This is a genomic window from Streptomyces sp. NPDC033845 (assembly GCF_055576225.1).
Window position 1 is genome coordinate 877300 of record NZ_JBVIRI010000001.1, and the last position, 22820, is coordinate 900119.

The 22820-nt window shown below is 72.8% G+C and carries 23 protein-coding genes and 1 tRNA gene; 7 read left to right on the top strand and 17 right to left on the bottom strand.

Annotation, left to right across the window (positions count from 1 at the left end; all coding sequences use genetic code 11):
* Window positions 1-18: 18 nt before the first annotated feature.
* Complete coding sequence (locus tag ACZ50K_RS04000) at window positions 19-1005, bottom strand: methyltransferase domain-containing protein (protein ID WP_468897074.1); 987 nt, start codon at window positions 1003-1005, stop codon at window positions 19-21.
* 100 nt (window positions 1006-1105) lie between these two features.
* On the opposite strand from ACZ50K_RS04000, the gene ACZ50K_RS04005 reads away from it, so the two are divergent.
* A complete protein-coding gene (locus tag ACZ50K_RS04005; protein ID WP_468897076.1) occupies window positions 1106-1510 on the top strand; it encodes a globin in 405 nt (134 codons plus the stop codon).
* Window positions 1511-1539: 29 nt separating this feature from the next.
* Here the strand turns inward: ACZ50K_RS04005 and ACZ50K_RS04010 are convergent, their stop codons facing one another.
* Genes ACZ50K_RS04010 through ettA form a run of 3 tightly spaced genes read right to left on the bottom strand, consistent with a single transcriptional unit; the run spans window position 1540 to window position 4345 of the window.
* A complete protein-coding gene (locus ACZ50K_RS04010; RefSeq protein WP_468897078.1) occupies window positions 1540-2250 on the bottom strand; it encodes a DUF8010 domain-containing protein in 711 nt (236 codons plus the stop codon).
* The gene (locus tag ACZ50K_RS04015; protein ID WP_468897080.1) at window positions 2247-2678 is read right to left on the bottom strand and encodes an acyl-CoA thioesterase; all 432 of its coding nucleotides are present in this window, start codon (window positions 2676-2678) and stop codon (window positions 2247-2249) included. The genes ACZ50K_RS04010 and ACZ50K_RS04015 overlap by 4 nt, the downstream gene beginning before the upstream one ends.
* A gap of 2 nt (window positions 2679-2680) precedes the next feature.
* Window positions 2681-4345 carry an energy-dependent translational throttle protein EttA gene (gene ettA, locus ACZ50K_RS04020; protein ID WP_468897082.1) on the bottom strand — a complete coding sequence of 555 codons (1665 nt, stop codon included), beginning with the start codon at window positions 4343-4345 and terminating at the stop codon, window positions 2681-2683.
* A 109-nt stretch (window positions 4346-4454) separates the two neighbouring features.
* Here ettA and ACZ50K_RS04025 point away from each other — a divergent pair, with 109 nt between their 5' ends.
* Window positions 4455-5120: a hypothetical protein gene (locus ACZ50K_RS04025; protein WP_468897084.1), complete on the top strand. Its 666-nt coding sequence runs from the start codon at window positions 4455-4457 to the stop codon at window positions 5118-5120.
* Here ACZ50K_RS04025 and ACZ50K_RS04030 read toward each other — a convergent pair.
* The 5 genes from ACZ50K_RS04030 to ACZ50K_RS04050 form a co-directional block, all read right to left on the bottom strand.
* Window positions 5105-6661 (bottom strand): phosphatase PAP2 family protein, encoded by a 1557-nt coding sequence (locus tag ACZ50K_RS04030; protein ID WP_468897086.1) that lies wholly within the window; start codon window positions 6659-6661, stop codon window positions 5105-5107. The two genes, ACZ50K_RS04025 and ACZ50K_RS04030, sit on opposite strands and share 16 nt — an antisense overlap.
* Window positions 6662-6789: 128 nt before the next feature.
* Window positions 6790-8025 carry a thioester domain-containing protein gene (locus ACZ50K_RS04035; RefSeq protein ID WP_468897088.1) on the bottom strand — a complete coding sequence of 412 codons (1236 nt, stop codon included), beginning with the start codon at window positions 8023-8025 and terminating at the stop codon, window positions 6790-6792.
* Between the two features lie 116 nt (window positions 8026-8141).
* Entirely contained in the window at window positions 8142-8543 is a 402-nt protein-coding gene (locus tag ACZ50K_RS04040; protein WP_468897090.1) for a single-stranded DNA-binding protein, read from the bottom strand.
* Between the two features lie 96 nt (window positions 8544-8639).
* A complete protein-coding gene (locus ACZ50K_RS04045; protein ID WP_468897092.1) occupies window positions 8640-10502 on the bottom strand; it encodes a GTPase in 1863 nt (620 codons plus the stop codon).
* 4 nt (window positions 10503-10506) lie between these two features.
* On the bottom strand, window positions 10507-12225 hold the full coding sequence (locus ACZ50K_RS04050; protein WP_468897094.1) for a dynamin family protein: 1719 nt from the start codon (window positions 12223-12225) through the stop codon (window positions 10507-10509).
* A gap of 292 nt (window positions 12226-12517) precedes the next feature.
* Between ACZ50K_RS04050 and ACZ50K_RS04055 the strand changes: the two genes are divergently transcribed.
* The 3 genes from ACZ50K_RS04055 to ACZ50K_RS04065 all read left to right on the top strand — a co-directional run bounded on the left by ACZ50K_RS04055 (window position 12518) and on the right by ACZ50K_RS04065 (window position 13798).
* A tRNA-Arg gene (locus ACZ50K_RS04055) sits at window positions 12518-12590 on the top strand.
* 351 nt (window positions 12591-12941) lie between these two features.
* A complete protein-coding gene (locus ACZ50K_RS04060; protein WP_468897096.1) occupies window positions 12942-13451 on the top strand; it encodes a DUF6232 family protein in 510 nt (169 codons plus the stop codon).
* The gene (locus tag ACZ50K_RS04065) at window positions 13448-13798 is read left to right on the top strand and encodes a hypothetical protein (protein WP_468897098.1); all 351 of its coding nucleotides are present in this window, start codon (window positions 13448-13450) and stop codon (window positions 13796-13798) included. Before ACZ50K_RS04060 ends, ACZ50K_RS04065 begins: the two co-directional genes overlap by 4 nt.
* Before the next feature lie 62 nt (window positions 13799-13860).
* Here the strand turns inward: ACZ50K_RS04065 and ACZ50K_RS04070 are convergent, their stop codons facing one another.
* From ACZ50K_RS04070 to ACZ50K_RS04105, 8 genes are all read right to left on the bottom strand, one after another.
* Complete coding sequence (locus tag ACZ50K_RS04070) at window positions 13861-14553, bottom strand: LmbU family transcriptional regulator (protein ID WP_468897100.1); 693 nt, start codon at window positions 14551-14553, stop codon at window positions 13861-13863.
* A 247-nt stretch (window positions 14554-14800) separates the two neighbouring features.
* Window positions 14801-15535: a response regulator transcription factor gene (locus ACZ50K_RS04075; protein ID WP_468897102.1), complete on the bottom strand. Its 735-nt coding sequence runs from the start codon at window positions 15533-15535 to the stop codon at window positions 14801-14803.
* A 91-nt stretch (window positions 15536-15626) separates the two neighbouring features.
* Entirely contained in the window at window positions 15627-17060 is a 1434-nt protein-coding gene (locus tag ACZ50K_RS04080) for a class II 3-deoxy-7-phosphoheptulonate synthase (RefSeq protein ID WP_468897104.1), read from the bottom strand.
* A 57-nt stretch (window positions 17061-17117) separates the two neighbouring features.
* Window positions 17118-17402: an acyl carrier protein gene (locus ACZ50K_RS04085; RefSeq protein WP_468897106.1), complete on the bottom strand. Its 285-nt coding sequence runs from the start codon at window positions 17400-17402 to the stop codon at window positions 17118-17120.
* Window positions 17403-17600: 198 nt separating this feature from the next.
* The gene (locus tag ACZ50K_RS04090) at window positions 17601-17816 is read right to left on the bottom strand and encodes a hypothetical protein (RefSeq protein WP_468897108.1); all 216 of its coding nucleotides are present in this window, start codon (window positions 17814-17816) and stop codon (window positions 17601-17603) included.
* Between the two features lie 245 nt (window positions 17817-18061).
* The gene (locus ACZ50K_RS04095; RefSeq protein ID WP_468897110.1) at window positions 18062-19399 is read right to left on the bottom strand and encodes a lysine N(6)-hydroxylase/L-ornithine N(5)-oxygenase family protein; all 1338 of its coding nucleotides are present in this window, start codon (window positions 19397-19399) and stop codon (window positions 18062-18064) included.
* 56 nt (window positions 19400-19455) lie between these two features.
* On the bottom strand, window positions 19456-20304 hold the full coding sequence (ddaH, locus tag ACZ50K_RS04100) for a dimethylargininase (protein WP_468897111.1): 849 nt from the start codon (window positions 20302-20304) through the stop codon (window positions 19456-19458).
* Window positions 20305-20406: 102 nt separating this feature from the next.
* Window positions 20407-21645, bottom strand: a complete 1239-nt coding sequence (locus tag ACZ50K_RS04105) for an arginine deiminase (protein ID WP_468897113.1) — start codon at window positions 21643-21645, stop codon at window positions 20407-20409.
* A 185-nt stretch (window positions 21646-21830) separates the two neighbouring features.
* On the opposite strand from ACZ50K_RS04105, the gene ACZ50K_RS04110 reads away from it, so the two are divergent.
* A complete protein-coding gene (locus ACZ50K_RS04110) occupies window positions 21831-22484 on the top strand; it encodes an FMN-binding negative transcriptional regulator (protein ID WP_468897115.1) in 654 nt (217 codons plus the stop codon).
* The gene (locus ACZ50K_RS04115) at window positions 22481-22624 is read left to right on the top strand and encodes a hypothetical protein (RefSeq protein ID WP_468897117.1); all 144 of its coding nucleotides are present in this window, start codon (window positions 22481-22483) and stop codon (window positions 22622-22624) included. Before ACZ50K_RS04110 ends, ACZ50K_RS04115 begins: the two co-directional genes overlap by 4 nt.
* Window positions 22625-22820: the final 196 nt, after the last annotated feature.

Sequence of the window (22820 nt, forward strand, 5' to 3'; positions counted from 1 at the left end):
CGCCGCTCATCCCGCCGGTCAGCCGATCCCCAGGGGCCACGCATAGGGCCCCTGGGGGTCGTCCAGCCAGGACCACTGGCCCGCTTCGGTCACGGTCACCCCGAACCTCTCCCGGCCCGGCCGGCCCTCGCCCCGCCACAGGTCCAGCGCCTCCCGGGGGTGCATCGCCCCCGCGGTGAGCACCCGCATGAACCGGAACAGCTCGTTCTCCGCCGGGTCGTCGGGCGGCCCGTCCGGATCCGGGGGCGGCGCGGCCCCCGCCCCGCGCAGATGCACGAAATAGGCCGGGGTGTGCAGGAAGCGCCCCTCGGCGAAGCCGGGGTCCCGCACCCGCAGCACGATCAGCCCGGTGGCCAGCGGTGCCAGGATCCGGGCGTCCGGGGCGCACTGGCCCGGCCAGGCGGACGGGATCCTCGGCAGGGTGCAGGTGACGATGATCCGGTCGAACGGCGCCCGGGAGGGCACCCCGCGCTCCCCGTCCCCGGTGACCACGGCCGGGTGGTAGCCGAGCTCCGCGAGATGGGCCCGCGCGGCCTCGGTGATGTCGGCGTCCAGGTCCACCGTGGTGACCTGTCCGTCGCCCACCCGGTGGCAGAGCAGGGCCGCGTTGTAGCCGGTGCCGGAGCCGATCTCCAGGACCCGCTGGCCGTCCCGGACCTCCAGCGCTTCGAGCATCCGGGCCATCAGCGAGGGCTGGCTGCTGGAGGACACCAGCTCCCCGTCCCGCAGCCGGGTGGCCAGCGGGACGTCCGCGTACACCCCGCGCAGCCAGCGGGCCCGCTGGGCCGGATCCGGGTCCCCGCTCCACAGCCGCTCGTGGCCGGCCCCGCGCCCGGTGAACCAGTACGGCACGAACAGGTGCCGGGGCACCGCGGCGAAGGCGGCCGCCCAGGCCGGGTCGTCGAGCGCCCCGGCCGCGGTCAGCTCCCGCACCTGCGCGGCGTGCGCGAGCTCCGGGGCGACCGGGTGCGGGAGGCGCGGTGCGGGCGAGGCGGGCAGGGGCATGTCTCCACTGTCCGCCGCCTCGCCCCCGGCGGCGAGCGGTGGTCCGCCCGCGGGTCCTAGGACCCCGGTCCTCCGTCCGGCCGTCTGAGACGATGGTCGGGTGAATGAGATTCCGCGGGGCACGCTTCAGGAGCAGACCTTCTACGAGCAGGTGGGCGGCGAGGAGACCTTCCGCCGACTGGTGCGGCGCTTCTACCAGGGGGTCGCGGAGGACCCGTTGCTGCGTCCGATGTACCCGGAGGAGGACCTCGGGCCGGCCGAGGAGCGGTTCGCGCTGTTCCTGATGCAGTACTGGGGCGGGCCGACCACCTACAGCAACCACCGGGGCCACCCCCGGCTGCGGATGCGGCACGCCCCGTTCCAGGTGGACGCGGCGGCCCACGACGCCTGGCTGGCGCACATGCGGGTGGCGGTGGACGAGCTGGGGCTGGCGCCGGAGCACGAGGCCCAGCTGTGGAAGTACCTGACCTACGCGGCCGCGTCGATGATCAACACGGCCGGTTAGCCCCCTCGCCGGTCGGTCCCCTCCGGGGGTCAGCCGCGGCGGACCTGGAGGCCGAGGGTGCCCAGGCCGCCGGGGCGGCGGGTCACCACGGACCCGTAGGGGGTGCGCAGCCGCAGCCAGCTCCCGGAGGCGAGCAGCGCGAGCGGTTCGGTTCCGCCGCCGGGGGCGGCCGTGCGGTCCTCGGGGACCGTGGACCGGACCGGTCGCAGGAAGCCCAGGGACTGGGCGGCGTGGGCGGCGCGCAGCGGAAGCTCGCTGTCGCCCAGGGTCCGCGACCAGATCTCCCGGCCGATGCGGTCCCGTTCGGTACGGGTGCGGTGGGCGGCGGGCAGGGCCTCGTCCCGGGCCCGGAACTCGGCCACGGCGGCGGCGAGCGCCCGGCGGACCTCCTCCGGTGCGGGCAGTCCGGGGACCAGCCGCCAGCCGCCGCGGGGCGGCAGCACCCCGGCCCAGGGCGGGCCGGTGACGGCCCCGGGCACGGTCAGGGTGCCTGCGGCCTCGTCCACGGACTCCAGGAGCTCCCCGGCGGACACCGTGCGGTCCAGGGCGGCCGGCTCGGCCAGCCGGGCGGTGCGGATCGCGAGGACCTCGAAGGAGGGCGGACGCCCGAAGACGCCGAGCGCGCCGCCGCCCGCCTGGAGGCGGACGGCGGCGGCCCGGTCGTAGTGCACGAGCCGGCCGAGGAAGGCGGCGAGGTCCGCCGCCTCCCCGGAATCGGCCAGCCGCAGCACCTCGCTCATGCGGCGCGCGCCGGGCCGGCCGAGTCGTCGACGTACGCCTGGAGGAAGTGCCGCTCCTCCTCGGTGATCCGGCGCGGCCGCTGCGCCTCCAGATCGAAGGGGACCACCACGGTGGAGGCCGTCACGTACACGGCCTGCTCGTCCTTGACCTCGTAGGCGATGGTCAGCGAGGCCGCGCCTATCTTGGTCACCCACGACTCGATGGTGACCGGCTCGTGCCGGTGCACCAGCGGGCGCTTGTAGTCGATCTCGTGGCGGGCCACGACGGACCCGCCCTGGAACGACTGCGAACCGTTCCCCGGCGCCAGCCGGAACATGAAGTCGATCCGGGCCTCTTCCAGATAGCGGAGGAAGACCACGTTGTTGACGTGCCCGAAGGCGTCCATGTCCGACCAGCGCATGGGGCACCGGTAGATGTGTCTGGCCACGCTCAGCCTCGCGTGAGCTTCTTGTAGGTGGCGCGGTGCGGCCGGGTGGCGTCCGGGCCGAGCCGCTCGATCTTGTTCTTCTCGTAGGACTCGAAGTTGCCCTCGAACCAGAACCACTTGGACTCGCCCTCGTACGCCAGGATGTGCGTGGCGACCCGGTCCAGGAACCAGCGGTCGTGGGAGACGACCACGGCCGCACCGGGGAACTCCAGCAGCGCGTTCTCCAGCGAGCCCAGGGTCTCGACGTCGAGGTCGTTGGTGGGCTCGTCGAGGAGCAGCAGGTTGCCGCCCTGCTTGAGGGTGAGCGCCAGGTTCAGACGGTTGCGCTCACCACCGGAGAGGACCCCGGCCGGCTTCTGCTGGTCCGGGCCCTTGAAGCCGAAGGCGCTGACGTAGGCGCGGGAGGGCATCTCCACGTTGCCGACGTTGATGTAGTCCAGCTCGTCCGACACGACCGCCCAGAGGGTCTTCTTGGGGTCGATGTTGGCGCGGCCCTGGTCCACGTAGGAGATCTTGACGGTCTCGCCGACCTTGATCTCGCCGGAGTCGGGGGTCTCCAGGCCCTGGATCATCTTGAACAGCGTGGTCTTGCCGGCGCCGTTCGGTCCGATGATGCCGACGATGCCGTTGCGCGGCAGGGTGAAGGACAGGTCGTCGATGAGGACCTTGTCACCGAAGGCCTTGGAGAGGTTGTTGACCTCGACCACGATCGAGCCCAGGCGCGGGCCCGGCGGGATCTGGATCTCCTCGAAGTCCAGCTTGCGCATCTTGTCGGCCTCGGCCGCCATCTCCTCGTACCGGGCGAGGCGGGCCTTGGACTTGGCCTGGCGGCCCTTGGCGTTGGAGCGGACCCACTCCAGCTCTTCCTTGAGGCGCTTGGCGCGCTTCTCGTCCTTCTTGCCCTCGACCTTGAGGCGCTCGGCCTTCTTCTCCAGGTAGGTGGAGTAGTTGCCCTCGTACGGGTGGGCGCGGCCGCGGTCCAGCTCCAGGATCCACTCGGCCACGTTGTCGAGGAAGTACCGGTCGTGGGTGACGGCCACGACGGCGCCCTTGTACTGGGCCAGGTGCTGCTCCAGCCAGTTCACCGACTCGGCGTCGAGGTGGTTGGTGGGCTCGTCGAGGAGCAGCAGGTCGGGGGCCTCCAGCAGCAGCTTGCAGAGGGCCACGCGGCGCTTCTCACCACCGGAGAGGTTGGTGACCGGCCAGTCGCCGGGCGGGCAGCCCAGGGCGTCCATGGCCTGCTCCAGCTGGGCGTCGAGGTCCCACGCGTTGGCGTGGTCCAGGTCGTCCTGGAGCTTGCCCATCTCCTCCATCAGCTCGTCGGTGTAGTTCGTCGCCATCTCCTCGGCGATCGCGTTGAACCGGTTGAGCTTCTGCTTGATCTCGCCGACGCCGTCCTCGACGTTCTCCAGGACCGTCTTGGACTCGTCGAGCTTGGGCTCCTGCATGAGGATGCCGACGGAGTAGCCCGGGGAGAGGTACGCCTCGCCGTTGGACGGCTGCTCCAGACCCGCCATGATCTTGAGGACGGTGGACTTACCGGCGCCGTTCGGGCCGACCACACCGATCTTCGCGCCGGGCAGGAAGTTCAGGAAGACGTCGTCAAGGATCACCTTGTCGCCGTGCGCCTTGCGCGTCTTGCGCATGGTGTAGATGAACTCAGCCAAGAGAAACCGTCCGGCAGATCGATGGTGGGCAGATACATCCCATAGTGCCGTACGTCCATCCCGTGACGGAAACCCGATCCGCCCGGCAGGATGTCCGCGGGAGGGGATCATGGGGAACACGCTGATCGCGCTGACGGCCGCCGTGGTGGGTGTGCTGGGCACACTGCTGGCTCCGGTGCTGTCCCAGCGCATGCTGACACGGGCCCGGTCGGAGGAGTTCGAACGGGCCGAGGAGGCCGCGGCGGGCCAGTGGCTGCGGGAGCAGCGGGCGGCCGAGCGGGACAAGCGGCGCGACTGCTACGTGGCCGCCAACGCCAGCTACCGCCGCTACCGCGTCGAGCTGATGAGGTACCTGTGGCTGGTCCGCGGCGAGGGGCCGAACCCGGCGCCGGCGGCCCCGGCCACCGGGCGGGCGGAGCTGGAGGAGGCCCGGCTGGGCATGCACACGGCCTTCGCGGAGGCCCAGATGATCGCCTCCGACCAGGTGCTCGCCGAGATGGACTCGCTGACCTCGAACCTGGCCCGCACCTACGACCGGATCCTGCGGCTGGAGCGGGGGGAGCCCGCCGACGACGGGTCCTTCCCGGAGATCCACGCCGGTCTGCTGGGCTTCGTCGAGCAGTGGCGGCGGCTGCGGGCCCTGATGCGGACCGATCTCGGTGTCGGGGCGGATCTCGGCGTCGGGGCGGACCTGGGTGTCGGGGCGGACCTCGGGTCCGGGAGCGCGACGGCTCTCGGAGCCGGGGCCGGGTCGGTGGTTCAGCGGGGGCGGTAGACGGTCAGGGCCTCCGGGAGCTTGTCCAGCACCAGACGGGCCGGGGCGATCCCGTACTCGCCGTCGTAGGCGAGCGGGGTGCCCGGCGGGATGTCCGAGAGGTGCAGTCCCTTCAGCCGGGTGGCCACGTGGACGGGGGACCGGGTCAGCGGCCCGGCGAGCGCGGCGGCGAGCAGCCGGGGGCCGGGGCGGCCGCCGCCGTGCACCAGCCGGACGTCCAGCAGGGACTCGGAGAGGCCCAGCCGGCGGCGCGGGGTGGGGCCGTTGCCGTGGTAGGTGCCGTTCCCGGCGAACAGCAGCCAGACCTTCCGGGGGCGGCCGGCCAGCCTCAGCCGGACCGGGCGGCCGGTGCGCAGCACCCGCCAGGCGGCCAGCAGGGCGGCCGGGCCGCCGCCGATCCGGGGTGCCCAGCGCAGCCGGTGGGTGAGCAGTTCCGGATAGACGCCGAGGCTGAAGGTGTTCAGGAACACGCCGTAGTCCCGGGGCACGGTGCCGCGCGGTCCCTCCGGGTCGGCCGCGCCCCCGGAGGCGGCGGCCGCGGGATCCGCCGGAGCGGCCGGGTCCGCGGGGAGTGGGCCGGGGGTGAAGCGGCCCACGCCGACCCGGACGGCGTGCCCCGCGGCGACCGCCCGGCAGGTGTCCTCGACGGTGACCACTCCGAAGTCCTGGGCGAAGTGGTTGAGGGTGCCGCCGGGGAACACGGCGAGCGGGATCCCGGCGCGCAGCGCCGTGCCCGCCGCCGCGTTTATGGTGCCGTCGCCCCCGCAGACGCCGAGGACCAGGGACTTGGAGGCGGCCTCCGTGAGGACCTCGCCCAGGTCCCGGCCGGCGGACTGGACGAGCTCGGCGGCGGGCAGCAGCTCGGCGAGCCGCTCCAGGCCGGCGGCAGCGGCGGTGCCGGAGGCGCTGTTGACGACCACGGTCAGCCCGGCGCCGTCCGGCAGCACCGGGGCGGCGGCCGGCCGCTCGTCCCCGACGGTGATCCGGGCCTCCTCGGCGCCGCGGGCGATCCGCCGGACCACCAGCCCGGCGCCCACCCCGAGCGCGGCTCCGGCCAGGACGTCGGTCGGGTAGTGCACCCCGGTGTAGACCCGGGAGAAGGCCACGGCGGCGGCGACCGGGGCGACGGCCAGGGCCCAGACCGGCGCGGCGGGGGCGATGCCGGTGAGGAAGGCGAAGGCGGAGGCGGAGTGGCCGGAGGGGAAGGAGGTGGTCCAGGGCTGCCGGGCCAGCTGGCGGACGGCCGGCACCCCGTCGAGCACCGGGCGGGTCCGGCGCACCGAGCGCTTGCCGACGATGTTGACCACCGCCGAGGCCAGACCGAGCGAGGCGACCCCCCGCAGGGCCGCGGTCCGGGCCCCGGCGGGCCCGGCCAGGGCCATTCCGGCCGCGATCGATCCCCAGAGCACCCCGTGGTCGGCCGCCCGGGCCAGCCGGGGCAGCACCCGGTCCCCGCCGGGCCAGTGCCGCCCGGCCACCGCGCCGAACGCCGCCAGATCCCATCGGGCGACCGCCCCGCGCCACACACCGTCATTGGTCATTCCCAGCCACTACCCGCATTCCGGGCCCCCATCCGGTGAAATGGATCTCACGGCCCCGGATGGCCCCGGACGGCCCCCGGACAGCCCCGGCGACGGCCGGGAGCGGTCCGGGCGCTCGCCCCGCGCGGTCAGTGGTCGGCCTGCTCCGTCTCGTCCAGGGGGCGCTTGCGGAGCAGCAGGACGACCAGGCCCCCCAGGACCACCAGGCCGACGGCCAGCGAGGCGATCACCGGGGTGGCCTCGGAGCTGCCGCTGGTGGCCAGCCTGATCTCCGGGTCGTCCGGGAAGGACCCCGCACCGGCCGCCCGGCCGTCGGCTCCGCCGCCCGGGCCGGCCGCGGTGCCCGCGCCCGTGGTGACGTTCGCCGCCGCCGGGATCCCGATCGCGGGTCCGGGGTCCCCCGGGGCGCCCTGGGCGGTGAGCGCCCCGGCCGTGCCCGGCTCCGGCCAGAGCGCGGCCGCCACGGCGGTGGCGGCCGAGTCGCTGGATCCGGCGACGATCTGGGCCGGGCTGTTCTCCCCACTGGTGAACACCCGCCCGACCGGCACCTTGGTGGCGCCCTGCACGGTGACCGCCGCCGAACCGTCCGGGGTGCCCGCCGGGACCTCGAAGTACAGCCGGGTGCCGTCGACCGCGGTGCTGACCGGCTGCCCGTCCGCGCCGAGGATCCGGACGCCCATCCGCTGGGCCGCCTGGTCGGGGGTGACGGTGACGCTCTGCGCCCGGGTGCGGACCGTCACCGGACCGATCCGGCTGCCCGCCGGGCCGCTGAGCTCGGCGGGCTGGAGGCTCAGCGAGGCGGGCGGTTCGGGGAGCCGGCGGGCGGCCCGCTGGAGGTAGTCGGCGAGCTTCTCGGCCGCCGGGTCGGTGGCCTCCACGTCGGCCCCCTCGGTGAGCCGCCAGATCGCCACCTGGGTGCCGGCCGCCGCGCTCTCCGCGGTGAGCGCGCCGGCCCCGGCCGCCCGGGCGAGTCCGGTGAGGTCGTTGAGCTGGGGATAGGAGTGCTCCAGCACCCATCGGATCCGGCCCGCCTCGCCGTTCCCGGCGAGCGGGCTGCCGCTCCACGGGGTCTCGGTGTAGCGCTCCTGCGGCTGGGCGAACCCGGCCAGCCCCACCCCGTAGGTCTGGAGCATGCCGCCGCCGTCCACCCGCATCTCGTACAGCCCGGCGGGGATGTGGCGGACGGCGCCGTCGGTGCCGTGCAGGACGGCCTGGCCGTAGGTCTTGAGTCCGTCCAGGACGGCGCTGGCGCCCTCCTGCGGGCGGGTGGGCGCGCCCGCCCCGTCGGACTCGGCGGCCAGCGCCGTGCCCGGGGCCGCGGCGAGCGCGGCGGCGAGCAGGGCGACGGCCAGGGGCCGGCGCACCCCTGCCGAAACGGAGGGACCGGATGGAGCGGGAACGGCAAAGGACACAGTCTTCCCCTTCGGGCCCAGGGCCCTGGCGTCCGCGAGTACCGGGGAATCCTAGCGGTCTCGAACACCTAGACCACCGCCGCCTTCTGAGCTGCCGTCAGCAGCGGGTCCGCCTTGACCACCCGGCGGAAGGCGGCGGTGCCCCGGGTCAGGTCGTGTCCGACGGCCACGGCCTCGATATCGGCCGACAGCCATTTCCGGCCGTCCCGCTCGCCCTCCCGGACCCTCAGCCGTCCGTGCACCACAAGGGGTTCGCCGACCGAGACGGATCCGGCCAGGTTCGCCGCGAGGGCCCGGCGGGCCCATACCGTGTAGAAACTGGTGGGGCCGTCGGCCCAGGATTCCGTATGCCGGTCCCTGAACCTCGGGGTCACGGCCAAACGGAATCTGGCCAATGCTCCATTCGGTGTCTCGCGATAGTCGACCTGGGTGGCCACATGCCCCACCAGCGTCACCACGGTCTCGTGCATCCGGGAACCCCTCCCCCTCGGTCTCGTCCACCGGCGCGGCGGCCGGCACATCACCATGCTGCGCCGGGCCGCCCCCGTCCCCTCCCGCCCTGTGGACTACTGCCGGGTTGTGGACAACCGGTTCCCCCCTGCGGCGACGGTGGCGTACTGCTCCCGGACCTCCCGGTAGCGGAGCAGTTCGGCGGCGACCGGTTCCAGGACCCGGGCGCGGCCGCAGCCGGCGGCGGCCTGCCGGAGCCGGCGTTCGGCGTCCTGGCCGTAGCGGCGGGCGGGTCCGCGGGCCGCGATGGAGCAGGCCCATTCGACCAGCGGGCCGCCGATGATCCCGGCGACCATCAGCAGGACCGGCGGCAGCAGGCGCGGTTCGAGGAGTCCGGCGATCTGGCCGACCAGCCAGAGTCCGCCGAAGATCTGCAGCAGGGTCATGGCGGCCTGGCCGAGCACGGCCGCCGGCCACCAGGCGGGCCGCGGCGGCTTGCCGGTGGGCACCCCGACGGTGACGGCGAGTTCGTCCAGGGCCTCGGGCATCCGTTCGGCGCCGCGGACGGCGGTCTCCCGTACGGCCTGGGCCCAGGGGTCGGGCAGTCCGGCCGAGGCCTCGTCGGCGACGGTGCGGACGGCCTGTTCCACCCGCTGCCGGGCGGTGACCTCCTCCTCCGCGGGCGGTTCCGGCTCGCCGCCGAAGTTCCGGCCGCCGAGAGCCGCCAGGGCGGCGAGCCCGCTGAGTCCGCGGGGGGCGCGGCGGTCCTCGTACCAGCGCCACAGGCGCAGCCAGGGGGTGCCGCAGGCCGTGCCGGCGTTGCGCCGCCAGGCCCGTTCGGCGGCGAGCCCGGCGGCGTAGGCGCCGACGGCCTCGGCGAGCCGGTCCTCGAACTCGGCGCGGGCGCCCTCGCTGATCTCGGGGGCGAAGGCGGTGTGCCCCTCCTCCACGTACAGGGCGCGCAGGCGTCCGGCGGCGCGGTCGACGTCGGCGGCGATCCGCCGGGTGGCGGCGCCGCGTTCCTGGGTGAACTGGCCGAGGAGTTCGCGGAGCTCGCCGACCCCCTCGCCGGTGAGGGCGGACAGGGCCAGCACGGTGGCGCCGGGGTCGCCGTGCTCGCCGAGGGCGATGCCGTCCTCGTCGAGGAGCCGGCGCAGGTCGTCGAGGACCAGGTCGGCGGAGTCCCCGGGGAGCCGGTCGATCTGGTTGAGGACCACGAAGGTGATCTCGGCGTGGCCGGCGAGCGGCCGCAGGTACTTCTCGTGGAGCACGGCGTCCGCGTACTTCTCCGGGTCCACCACCCACACCACGGCGTCGACCAGGGCCAGCACCCGGTCCACGTGGTCCCGGTGGGCGCCGACCGCGGAGTCGAGGTCGGGCAGGTCGACGAGGACCAGTCCCTGGAGGGTCTCGCGCAGGTCGCCGTCCGCGGTGTCGCGGGGGCGGCGGCGCAGCCGGCCGGGGATCTCCAGCCGGTCCAGGAGCCCGGCCGCGCCGTCGGTCCAGCTGCACGCGATGGGCGCGGCGGTGGTCGGCCGGCGCAGACCGGTCTCCGAGATCTGCACCCCGGCGAGGGCGTTGAACAGGGTGGACTTGCCGCTTCCGGTGGCCCCGGCCACGGCCACCACGGTGTGCTGGGAGGAGAGTCCGCGGCGGGCCGCGGCCTCGTCCAGGACCCGGCCGGCCTCGGCGAGGGTCTTTCCGTCGAGGCGGGTCCGGGACAGTCCGACGAGTTGGCGCAGCGCGTCGAGCCGGGTCCGCAGGGCCTGCCCCTCGGGGCTGAGCGGGGGCGGGGCGGGGGTCTTCCCGCCGTCGCTGCCGGCGCCGGAGACGGCGCGGACGAGGGCTTCGTCGGTGCCGTCGTCCGCACCGTCCGCCCCGTCCTCGGCCTCGGCGAGCCGGCGGGCGATCAGCCCGTCGTCCCAGCGGTCGTCCCAGCGGTCGTCGGTGTCGTCGGTGTCCTCGGTGAGCGCGGTCACCTCATCACCTTTCCTTCTGGAGTACGGAGAGCGCGGCGATCAGCTCGGCCTGCGGCTCCGCCGTGACTTCGAGTGCGTCCAGGGGGGCGAGCCTGCGGTCGCGTTCGGCCCGCAGGACCGCGTCCAGGTGCTCGCCGACGAGTTCCCCGCCGCGGTCGCGCAGGCGCAGTGCGGCCTGGGCGCCCATCCGCTCGGCGAGCTTCTCGCCGGCGGCCCGGGCCCGTTTCCCGCCGAGCAGGGCGGCGACCAGCAGGGCGGCCACCCCGTCGGGGTCGGGGGCGGGCTGCCGGTCGAGCCGGGAGACCTCCTCCTCGGCGAGTTCCTCCAGGACCCGGCGCCAGCGCCGGACGGCCATCCCGATCCGTTCGCCCGCCTCCCGGTCGGGGCCCGGCAGGGGGATGCCGGCGGCGGCCGGTTCGCGGCGCCAGGCGGCGGCGATCCGTTCGTCGGCGGCGGCCACGGCGCACTGGATGAGCGCGGTGAGGCTCTCGGCGAGCGAGTCGAGGAGTTCGTCGGCGCTGGTGTCGAGGGGGTAGCCGCGCCAGCGGGTGAGGGCGTCGCCGGCCAGCACGGCGCCCTGGTCGAGCCGGGTGCGGACCCGTTTGCCCTCCTTCTTGTACGCGTCCTCGACGGCGCCGGTGAGCCGTACGGCGGCGGCGTGCTGGGCGGCGACGGCGGAGGCCAGGGCAGGCAGCCGGCGGCGGAGGGAGTCCAGGACCCCGTTGGCGGTCCGGCCGACGGCCTGCTGGCGGGCGGCCGGGTCCTGGGCGTGGTGGATCAGCCAGGCGGCGAGCGGGGCGACGGCGGTGGCGGGCAGGAGTCCGCCGCCGCCGGCCGATTCGGGGAGTTCGGGGACGGTGAAGCGGGGTACGTCGCCGAGTCCGGCCCGGGTGAGGAGGGCCCCGTACTGGCGGGAGACCTCGCCGAGCACCTGGTGCGGCACCCGGTCCAGGACGGTGATCAGGGTCGCCTTGTACTCCTTGGCGGTGCGCAGCAGGTGCCAGGGGACCGAATCGGCGTAGCGGGAGGCGGTGGTGACCATGACCCAGACGTCGGCGGCGCAGATCAGCTGGGCCGCCAGGTTCCGGTTGTCCACCACCAGGGAGTCGATGTCGGGGGCGTCGAGCAGGGCGAGGCCGCGGGGCAGGCTGCCGACGGTCTCGATGCGGAGCTCGCGGGGGCCGGCGGCGCCGGACGGGCCGGTGCGCCGGGCGCCGCGGCCGGTCCGGCCGCGGGTCGCGGAGCCGGTGCGGCTGCCGGTACGCCCGCTGGTGCGGCTGCCCCCGGAGGTGGAGCCGGGGCCGCCGGAGCGGCCGACGGATCCGCCCAGGAGGCTGCCGTCCTCCTCGGTGCCGTCGCCCCAGACCCGCATCAGATCGGGCAGGACCCGCATCCCGGCGAACCAGTGGTGGTCGTCCGGATGGCAGACGAGGACGGGGGTGCGGGTCGTGGGCCGGAGCACCCCGGCCTCGCTGACCTGCCGTCCGACGAGGGAGTTGACGAGGGTGGACTTGCCCGCGCCGGTGGAACCCCCCACCACGGCGAGGAGCGGGGCCTCGGGGGCTTTCAGCCGGGGCACCAGGTAGTCGTCGAGCTGCGCGAGCAGCTCCGTTCTGGTCTGGCGGGCGCGCGGAGCGCCCGGAAGGGGCAGCGGCAGACGCACGGAGGCGACCCGGTCGCGCAGGGCCGAGAGGGCATCGAGCAGCTGAGGCCGAACATCCAAGGTCACCACATGCGAAGAATGCCCAATTTGAGAGCCTTTTTGAAGCTTATAGGCCCTCTGCGCGCCGACCGCCACTCCGAACGGACATAGCGGAGACATGGTGCGACTGGGGCGCAGGCATAACGAGTGCACAACACCCGAGGCGACGCGGCGCAAAAGCGATGCGCGAATCGCATCTGCCTGCGATTATCGGGACCGCTTCACCGAACCTCCACATCGTGGCACGCGGGTGAAGCAACCGGGACAAGGCGACGGGAGCCCTATCCTTGACCCGGCTCACGGTCACCTTCCGGCCCCCGTAGCTCAGTGGATAGAGCAGGTGCCTTCTAAGCACTTGGCCGCAGGTTCGAGTCCTGCCGGGGGCACTCCACGCACCACCCCGAAGCCCTCCCAGCGGAGGGCTTCCGTGCAGGTCAGCGGCACACTAGCGCACCACGGGTAGCGGTGAAGTAAGGCCGGTGTCGAACGCCCCTCGCGAAGGGCTGCTCGTCACCGCGCCGGCGGTGACATTGGCCGTATCTCGTCTGCCGCCCCCCGCCCCCGTACAGGCTTAATGATGCTCCCGCGCCTGCACTGCGCAGACGGTGGCGACGACAGCACGGGGGATCATGGATCACGCAGACGGCACCGGCGTACCACCTCCCGGGACACGTCCCGGGCCTCCTCCGCAGCTTCCGGCCCGGCCCCCGGCTCAGCCGCCTCCTCAGATCCCTCCGATGCCGCTGCCTCCCCGCAGGGGAAAGCCGCTGGAACTCCGGGTACAGCGGCAGATCCTGTGGGTGGGGTCGGCTGCGGTGCCGTTGCGCAATGTCAGCTGGGTCGAAGTGTTCCGGCTGAAACCCGCCTGGGGCAAAGCCGGCGGCTTCTTCCTGCTGCTGGTGCTCGTCGCCGCCCTGGTCTCCCGGCTCGACTCCACAAGCCTGGGCCTCCGGATCGGCGGCTCCGGCCCGGCCGTCCTCGCCCTGTTCGCCTTGGTCGTGGTCTGCGCCGTCCTGCTCTCGTCGAGGAAGCCGGTACTGGTCGTGGAGCTGAACAGCGGTTCCAGGGCGGTCCTGACCCTGCCGACCATGGATGAACTACGGGCGATCGCCGGCCAGATCGTGTACGCGATCGACCACCCGGAGTACGAGTTCTCCGCTGTCCTCGAACAGCACAACACCACGAACAACTTCGGCTCCGTCATCAACATGAACGGCGGCAGAGGAAACACGGGGATCAAACTGTGAGCGACACATCGAACAACTTCGGCACCGTCGTCAACATGAACGGCGGCACGGGAAACACCGCCGTCAACCACGGCACCGTCGTCCACAACCACGGCACCGCCCAGGACACCGAGCTGCAGGCCGCGGTGAGGGACCTCATCCGCCTCCTGGAGGAGCTGCGCCCCGAACTCACCCCGGACCAGGCCCAAACCGTGGAGAACGCGTTGCCCGCGCTCACCCCCGACCGGGACGCCCTGCGCGAGCGCGGCATGATCCTCGCGTCCGTCGCGCAGATCGCGGCGACCGTGGGCGAGGTGGGCAGGCCCGTCGTGGAGGCGATGGGGCGGCTGCTCGGACTGCTGGGCTGACCCGTTCACGCAGGTGAGCGGCACCCTCACCGGTGCGCCGCAGTGGTGGCGCAAGCCTCTGGTCAGACGGCTATGCCGTGGATTTCACGGGTGGTGCGGCGGGATTCGCGGGCCAGGGCGCGGATCTCCTCGTCGATGTCCACCACGACCGGGGCCATCGCCACAGGGTCCACCGCCACCGGGTCCACCGCGGCCGGGTCGGCCGGGTCCAGGGAGTCGAAGACGCGTTCGGCCGCCGAGTCCAGGGTGGCGAGGACCCATTCGTCCAGGTCGGTGCCGAGGCGTTCGGCCGCCTTCGTCCAGGAGGCGTAGCGCTCCGCGGGGACGGCGAGCTGGCGCCGGGGGGCCGGGCGGTCGCGCAGCGGATCCTCGACGCCGCGGGCCTCGCGCAGCGCGGAGCGCAGCTGCTTGGTGGTCCACCGGCCCTCCTCGGCCAGGGTGAGCCAGCGGTCCTGGTCCTCCACCGCCAGCGAGGCGACCTCGGCGTGGTGCTGGAAGGTCAGTTTGGCCCGGCGCCGGCCCATGTCGAAGCGGCGGGCGATCCAGGCGTAGTTGCGGAGGGTCTGGTAGCGCAGGCCGGCGGCCTGGATGCCCTGCTGGTAGCGGTCCCCGTAGTGGTCCTTGCCGTAGGCCAGCCAGTCGCCCAGCCACCAGGAGGAGGAGTCCACGACCCCGGCCAGCTGGCGGCCGGCCCGCTGCCACTCCTCGAAGGTGAACACCACGGGCAGTTGGAGGCCCACTCTGGTGGTGAGCACCTGCTCGGTCCCGGGCTGTCCTGGGCGCATCGTGCGCTGCGGGGGAATCAGCCTCGACACCTGCGGGCCGGGACGGGCGGGCGTTTTCGTTCCGACACCGGTGCTGTTGGCCAGGTTCACGAGCACGTCCTCATTTCAGCCGACTGTGTGCACGCTGGAGGACACATCCTTTTCCGTCAGGCCGCATGGCCTGAAGGTGGGCACTGATACCTTGTCAAGTTCTCTCCGGCCGCACTGGAGCCGGCTTCTAGGCCACCCGCTCCAGGATCCGGCGGCGGCGCTCCCGGGTGAAGTCGACGGTGTTCGCCCGGGCCGACTGCCGGTCCGTGAGGTAGCGGAGCACCGCCAGCACCCGGCGGTTGTCACCGGGGCTGCCGGGGATGTCCAGCTTGTCGAAGACCGCCGCGACCCGCTTCTCCACCGTGCCCGCCGAGACCACCAGCCGCTCGGCGATGGCGCTGTTGGTGCGGCCCTGGGCCATCAGCGAGAGCACCTCCAGCTCGCGTTCGCTGAGCAGCCCGAGCCCTTCGGCCGGGCGGCCGCCGAGGCCGTGGGAGGCGCCGGTCGCGAGGGCGCCGACCATCCTCGGGTCGACCACGGTGCCGCCGCGGGCGATCTGGTCCAGGGCGCCGAGCAGCTGCTCGGCGTCGGTCATCCGGTCCTGGAGCAGATAGCCCGTGCCGGCCCCGTCACCGGCGAACAGCCGGGCCACGTGCTGGGGTTCGGGTGCGGAGGAGAACAGCAGCACCCCGGTGCCCGGGTGCCCCTCGCGGGCGGCCAGCGCCGCGCCGACCCCCTCGTCGTTCCAGGTGGGCGCCAGCCGGACGTTGGCCAGCAGCACGTCGGGGCGATGCGTGTCGATCAGGGCGGGAAGCACCCTGGCGTCGTGCACCGCCGCCGCCAGTTCGTGTCCCCGGTCGCCGAGCACGTGCGCCAGACCCGCCCGCAGGATCGCGGAGCCTTCGGCGATGACGAGTCTCATGGTGGATCACTTCCTTAGGCCGTGACCTGGATCGGGATCGGGGGCTGGATCGGGGTCGGGGGCTGGATCGGGGTCGGGGGCTGGATCGGGGTCAACGCCTGCGGTACATCTCGGCGGTGAGGAAGGCGAGTTCCAGGGACTGGGAGCGGTTCAGGCGCGGATCGCAGGCGGATTCGTAGCGGTCCGTCAGGTCGCCGAAGCGGACCCGGGCCCCGCCGCCCACGCACTCGGTGACGTCGTCGCCGGTGAACTCCAGGTGGATTCCGCCCGGGTGGGTTCCCAGGCCCCGGTGGACCTCGAAGAAGCCGGTGACCTCGTCCACGATGTCGTCGAAGTGCCGGGTCTTGTGCCCGGAGGGCGCCTGGAAGGTGTTGCCGTGCATCGGGTCGCAGACCCAGGCGACCGGCGCGCCCTCCGCCCGGACCCGTTCCACCAGCGCGGGGAGCCGCTCGCGGACCGCTCCGGCGCCCATCCGGACCACGAAGGTGAGCCTGCCGGGGTCGCGCTCGGGGTCGAGCCTGTCGATCAGGGCGAGGACCGTGTCCGGGGTGGTGGTCGGGCCGAGCTTCACCGCGATCGGGTTGGCGATCTTCGAGAAGTAGTCGATGTGCGGGCCGTCGATGTCGCGGGTGCGCTCGCCGACCCACAGCAGGTGGCCGCTGGAGGCGTAGGGGCGGCCGTCGGCCGGGTCGGTCCGGGTGAGGGACTGCTCGTACTCCAGCAGCAGGCCCTCGTGGCTGACGAAGAACTCCACCGCCTGCATGGCGCGTTCGTCGGCTCCGCAGGCCCGCATGAAGGAGAGGGCCTGGTCGATGTGGTCGACGAGACGGGCGTAGCGGGCGCCGACCGGGGAGTTCCGGACGAAGTCCCGGTTCCACAGGTGGGCCTGGTGGAGGTCGGCGTCGCCGCCGGTGGTGAAGGCGCGGACCAGGTTCACGGTGGACGCGGCCGCCTGGTACATGCGCAGCATGCGGCCCGGGTCCGGGATGCGCTGGGTGCGGGTGAACTCGTGGCCGTTGACGGCGTCGCCTCGGTACGCGGGCAGGGTGATGCCGTCGCGGGTCTCGGTGGGCTGGGAGCGCGGTTTGGCGTACTGGCCGGCCATCCGGCCCATCTTGACCACCGGGACGCTGCCCGCGTAGGTGAGGACCAGGGCCATCTGGAGCAGGGTGCGGACCTTCGCCCGGACCGCCTCGGCGGTGACGTCGGCGAAGGTCTCGGCGCAGTCGCCGCCCTGGAGGAGGAAGGCCTCGCCCCGGGAGACGGCGGCCAGCCGCTCCTTGAGGGTCCGGCACTCCGCCGCGGAGACCAGCGGGAGGGCCGCGTCGAGCTGGGCCCGGACCACGTCCACGGCCGACCGTACGGGCCAGTCGGGCTGCTGGGCGGCGGCCCGCCGCTGCGGGGTCCACAGTCCGGTGTCGGTCGGGTCGGTGCCGGTCGGGTCGGTGCCGTCCGGTGCGGCCGGCCCCACGGGGGACGCGTCCGGGAACCGCTCCGCCGCCGTTGCTTCGATTACGGTCGTCATCTTCCGCTGTCTCCCATGGTTTCGTCGGCTTCGTACCGCGTGGACGCCCGGCGGACCTCAGCCCGGGACCGGTACGGCGGTGCGCCGGTCGATCAGGGCCGCGAGGTCGGTCAGGGTGGGGGTGCGGGCGAACTCGTCGATCGACAGCCGCCGCTCCAGCGCGATCACCAGCCGGGCGGCGGCCCGTGAGGTGCCGCCGATCCGGAAGAAGTTGTCGGTGCGCTGGATGCGGTGCACAGGCACGTCGAGCGCCTCGGCCCACAGTCCGGCGAGTCTCCGCTCGGTATCGGTACCGGGCAGACCGCCGGCCGTCGGGCCGTGCTCGTCCGTGTCGTCGGTCATGTGCGTCGCCTCCACCAGGATCTGGGCCTCCGCGTGCGCCGGGGTGGCGTCACGTCTTCATGGGGAAGACATTAGGCAGAGGTCTTATCAGGCCGATATCGGTCCACTTCCGGGGGGGCGCGCGGGGAGTGATGCGGAAGGAATGCGGAGAATTCTGGGCGGGTCGGGGGCCGGAAAGAGACGGTCCGGGGGGAAGGGTCAGTCCACGCCCTCCAGGAGGCGGTGCATGGCACCGATACGGTCCGCCAGGCCGGCCACCTCGGTGCGCAGCGCGTGCCGGTCGGCCTCGGCGCGCTCTGCCGTACGGCGCTCCCGGGCCAGGCCGTTGGAGAGCCAGAGCAGGCTGGTGGCGACCAGGGCGGCGCCGGCCAGCAGGGTGGATCCGGCGAGGACCGCTCCAGCGGTGGATTCCATGACGAACTCCTTCTCGGGTGGGAAAGTGGCAGCGATTATCGGCGAATCTACGCGCGCGCGGGCGCGGGCGCCATGGAGGAAATCCTCCGTCTTCCTCCGGTGCTTTCCGGGGAGTGCTCCGGCGTTTTCCGTGGTCTATCGGGGTGTTCCGGCTTCTGCCCGGCGGGCCGGGGTCCAGCAGAAAGCCCCCCGCGGACCGCGTCGGGTGGACGGGTCGGCGCGGGGGGCACGGCGGCGGGAGCGGGTTACTCGGCGGCCGTCTGGAGGGCGACGGCCGGGGCGAGTTCGCGCTCGGCCCGTCGCTGGATGATGGAGTCGGCGATCTCCCCGCTGCGGACGGCGATGTTCGACAGCAGCGAGGAGGTCAGCCCGTGGGTGTGCTCGGTGCCGCCCTGGAGGTAGATGCCGACCGGCAGGTCGGGGGTGGTGACCAGCCGGTAGTCGCGCTCCAGGCGGTGTCGGCCGGACTCGTCGCGCAGGCAGTAGCGGTCGAGGTCGCCGAGCAGCACGGCCGGGTCCAGGGCGTCGTAGCCGGTGGCGAAGACGATGAGGTCCACGTCCAGGACCGGCGGCCGGCCCTCCAGCTGGGAGGCCAGGTGGACCCGGGTGCCGGTGGCGGTGTGCTCCACCGAGCGGACCTTGGTCAGGTTGCGGAAGGACAGCCGGCGGCTGTCCCGGACCTCCTCCTCGTACTGGACCTGGTAGAGCTCGCGGATGATGGCGTCGTCGGCCACGCCGTAGTTGGTGTTCCGGTGGTAGCGCCAGAAGGCGTCCCGGGCCTCCTCGGTGCCGTGGTAGTACTCGTCGACCGCCTCCGCGTCGAACACCTGGTTGGCGAAGGGGGTGTCGTCGGCGACCGAGTAGCCGTACGAGGGCATGATCGCGGTGACCTCGGCGTGCGGCAGCCTGTCGTACAGGAACTTGGTGATCTCGGCGGCGCTCTGGCCGGCCCCGACCACCGCGACCCGGCGGAGCCGGTCCGGCTCGGCCTCGGCGTAGCGGGCGAGGAACTCCGAGCTGTGCCAAACCCGTTCGTGCCGTGTGATGCCCTCGGGCAAGCGTGGGACCAGGCCGGTCGAGATGACCACGTTGCGGGCGTTGACGGTGCGGACCCCGCCCGCCGGGTCGCCGACGTCGATCTGGAGGTACTCGGGGGTGCCGTGGGCGGCCTCCGGGGGCAGCCGTATGCCGGTGACCGGGGAGGAGTAGGTGACGGCGTTGCTGATGCTGGACTCGGCCCACTCCAGGTACTGGTGGAACTCGGCGCGGGTCGGGAAGAAGTCCTGCCGGTTGACGAACCGGGCGAGCCGGCCGGAGGAGTGCAGGAAGGAGACGAAGCTGAACCGGGACACCGGGTTGCGGAAGGTGACCAGGTCCTTGAGGAAGGAGATCTGCATGGTCGCCTGCGGCAGCAGCATGTTGCGGTGCCAGCCGAAGCGGGGCTGCTTCTCGAAGAACGCCGAGGTGATCGGGTTCGTGAGCACGTTCGCGCGGTGTTCTTCGAGCGAGATGGCGAGGGCCAGGTTGGACGGGCCGAAGCCGATGCCGACGACGTCGTAGATCTCGTGTTCGCGAGCGTTCATGGATGACTCTCCCACGGGCATGGAGGGGGTGGATTTCGGGTGCTGGGGACCGGGGTTCACGCGGCGGGTGCCGCGTGCCGGATCTCCTGGGTGGTGCACTTGACGCTGCCGCCGGCCTTGAGCAGCTCGGAGAGGTCGACCCCGACGGGCTCGAACCCGTGGTCGCGCAGCCGGGCCGCGAGGCCGGTGGCGGTCTCCGGCAGGTAGACGTGCAGGCCGTCCGAGACGGCGTTGAGGCCGAAGGCCTCGGCGTCGGCGTCGTCGACGAGGACGGCGTCGGGGTAGAGCTCGCGGAGCACCGCGCGGCTCTCCTCGGAGAACGCGCCCGGGTAGTACATGACCTCGGTGTCCGAGAGGGCGGCCAGGGCCACGTCGAGGTGGTAGTAGCGGGGGTCGACCAGGGTGAGGCTGACGACGGGGACGCCGAGCACCCGCTCGGCCTCGGCGTGGGCCCGCGGATCGGTGCGGAACCCGGTGCCGGCGAGCACGGTCCGGCCGACCACGATGTAGTCGCCCTCGGCCTCGTTGACGTACTCGGCCTCGGTGACCTCGGGATAGCCGCGGTCGGTGTACCAGCGGTGGTAGGCGGGGGCCTCGGCGGTGCGCTCGGGGTGCCGGAAGCGGGCGATCAGGACCCGGTCGTCGACCACGGTGGCGCCGTTGGCGGCGAAGACCATGTCGGGCAGGCCCGGCAGGGGTTCGACCAGTTCGACGGTGTGGCCGTGGTCCAGGTAGAGCCGGCGCAGGGCCTCCCACTGGGCCACCGCCAGATCGGTGTCGACCGGCTTCCCGGGGTCCATCCAGGGGTTGATCGCGTAGGTGACGTCGAAGTGGGTCGGACGGCACATCAGGTAGTGGCGGGGGGTGGCCCGCCTGGCGGGCCGGATCGGCTGGGGCTCGGACAAGGGTCCTCTTCCTCTCGGAGGGCGGGATGGCGGGATTTCTCTCTTTCCGGCGACGCTATGCGGCGGGGTTTTCGTTTGGTTATCGCCGCATTCAGCACCGGTTCAGGCGGCATCCCGCTCGATGGGGCAGCTCATGCAGCGGGGGCCGCCGCGGCCGCGGCCGAGCTGGTCGCCGCGGATCTCCAGCACCTCGATGCCGTTGTCACGGAGCATCCGGTTGCTGTTCTCGTTGACCTCGTACGCGATGACCGTGCCGGGGGCGAGGGCCAGCAGGTTGCAGCCGTCGTTCCACTGCTCGCGCTCGGCCGCGTAACCGCTCTGGCGGGCCTGGAGGACCCTGACCCGGTCCAGGCCCAGGGCCTCGCCGACGGCTCCGAAGAAGTCCTTGTTCTCGGTGACCCGGGGGTGCTGGTGCCGGCCGGGGGTGAGGGTCCAGGAGCGGAGCGCGTTCCGGTCCAGTCCGGCGAACAGGGTGAAGGCGTCCCGGTCCACCATGGTGAGGACCGTGTCCAGGTGCATGTAGGCGCGGGCCTTGGGGAGTTCCACGGCGATGACCCGGTGCGCGGAGCCGGTCCGGAACAGCCGGCGGGCCAGCAGCTCCACCCCGGCCGGGGTGGTGCGTTCACCGAGGCCGATGAGGACGGTGCCGTGGCCGAGGACCAGGACGTCGCCGCCCTCGATCGAGGCCGGGGCGGTGGCCTCGCCGTCCAGCCAGCGCTGTGCGCCGGACTCGGCGAACATCGGGTGGTAGGTGTAGATCGCCTCGTAGTTGACGGTCTCGCGCTTGCGGCCCGCCATCATCATCGGGTTGACCGACACCCCGTCGTAGACCCAGCAGCTGGTGTCCCGGGTGAAGAGGGAGTTGGGGAGCGGGGCGAGGACGAAGTCCTCCTCGCGCATCAGGTCCAGGCCCAGCGACCGCAGACCGTGCGGGCCGCGCTCGCCCAGGGCCTCCACCAGCTCGCGCTTGTTGAGGCCGCCGAGCAGATGGGTGGCCAGCTCGTCCGGGCCCATCGCGGACAGCACCTGGCCGGTGAGCCGGGCGAGCGCGGGGCCGAGGTGCGGCTGCCGTTCGTCGAGGACCCGGTCCAGGACGAAGGAGACGGCCCGGTCGTCCTTGACGGTCTCGGCGAGCAGTTCGTGCAGCAGGTGGACGGTGATCCCGCGGTCGCGCATGAGCTGCTGGAACGCCCGGTGCTCCTGCTGGGCCCGGGACACCCATACGACGTCGTCGAAGAGCAGTTCGTCCTTGTTGGCCGGGGTCAGCCGCTCGAACGCGAGACCGGGCTCGTGCAGGATGACCTGTTTCAGTACACCGATCTCAGAATCCACATGGAACATGCTTCTCTCCTGACTTCGACACGGAGCGGTGCCGACTCCGAAGGCGAAGCTAGGCCGAGCGGTTTCCCTTTCGGTATCGGATTCCTTTCGGCAAGGGGGAAGCCGGTCCGATAACGAATCAAAATCAGCCGTCCCTAGTGTTCTCGGCAGACGGAACAACCCGCCGCCGAAAGGACGGATCCACGATGTTCGTACCCCCCCAATACCGCGAGCCATCGGGCTCGTGGATGGTCGACCTCATACGGAACAATCCGCTGGCCCTCATGGTCCACAACGGAAGCCCCTTCACCGGCCCCTTCGCCACCCACCTGCCGGTGATCTGGGATCCGGCGACGACCGGGGAGTGGGCCCCCGACCTGGCCGGCTCCACCCTGCTGGGCCATATGAACCGGTCCAACCCGCACTGGGCGGCGGTGGAGTCCGGAGAGGTGGCCCTGCTCACCTTCACCGGCCCGCACGGCTATGTCTCGCCCACCGTGTACGGGAAGGCCACCGCGGCCCCGACCTGGAACTTCACCTCGGTGCACGTCCGCGGCACCATCGAGAAGATCGACTCCCCGGGCCCCTCCGAGGACACCCTGGAGGTCGTGAAGGCCACCGTGCGGGCCTTCGAGAAGGACTTCGGGGACCACTGGGACATGACCGGGTCGATCCCCTACTTCCGCAAGATCCTCCCCGATGTGGGGGCCTTCCGGTTCACCGTGACCGGGGCCGACGGAATGTTCAAGCTCAGCCAGGAACAGGCGCCGGAGATCCAGGACCGGGTGCACCGGTCCTTCAGCGAACGGGACTGCGCCCGCCACCGGGCCGCGGCCACGCTGATGGCGAGCCTGCCGTGAGCAGCACCCACGGCGGCACCCGGCAGTTCTCGCCGAACTTCGACATGGGGATCCGCGCCGCCGCCCTCCTGGTCTCCAGGATGATCGCGGCCCGGCTGGCCGCATTCGTCGGCCGGCGCCGAGCGGGCCGGCCGCGATGAATTCCGGGGGCCGGCGCGGGACTTTCTCGCACTCCGCCCACGCGGTCTTCTTCAGACATCGAAAGTTCGCCTTTCACCTGACCGACAGAATTTCCAGTTCATTCAGAGGAGGATTGTCATGACGGCCATCACGGCTACCGGTCTGCGCAAGGCATACGGGGAGCACAAGGTCCTGGACGGGGTGGACCTGTCCATT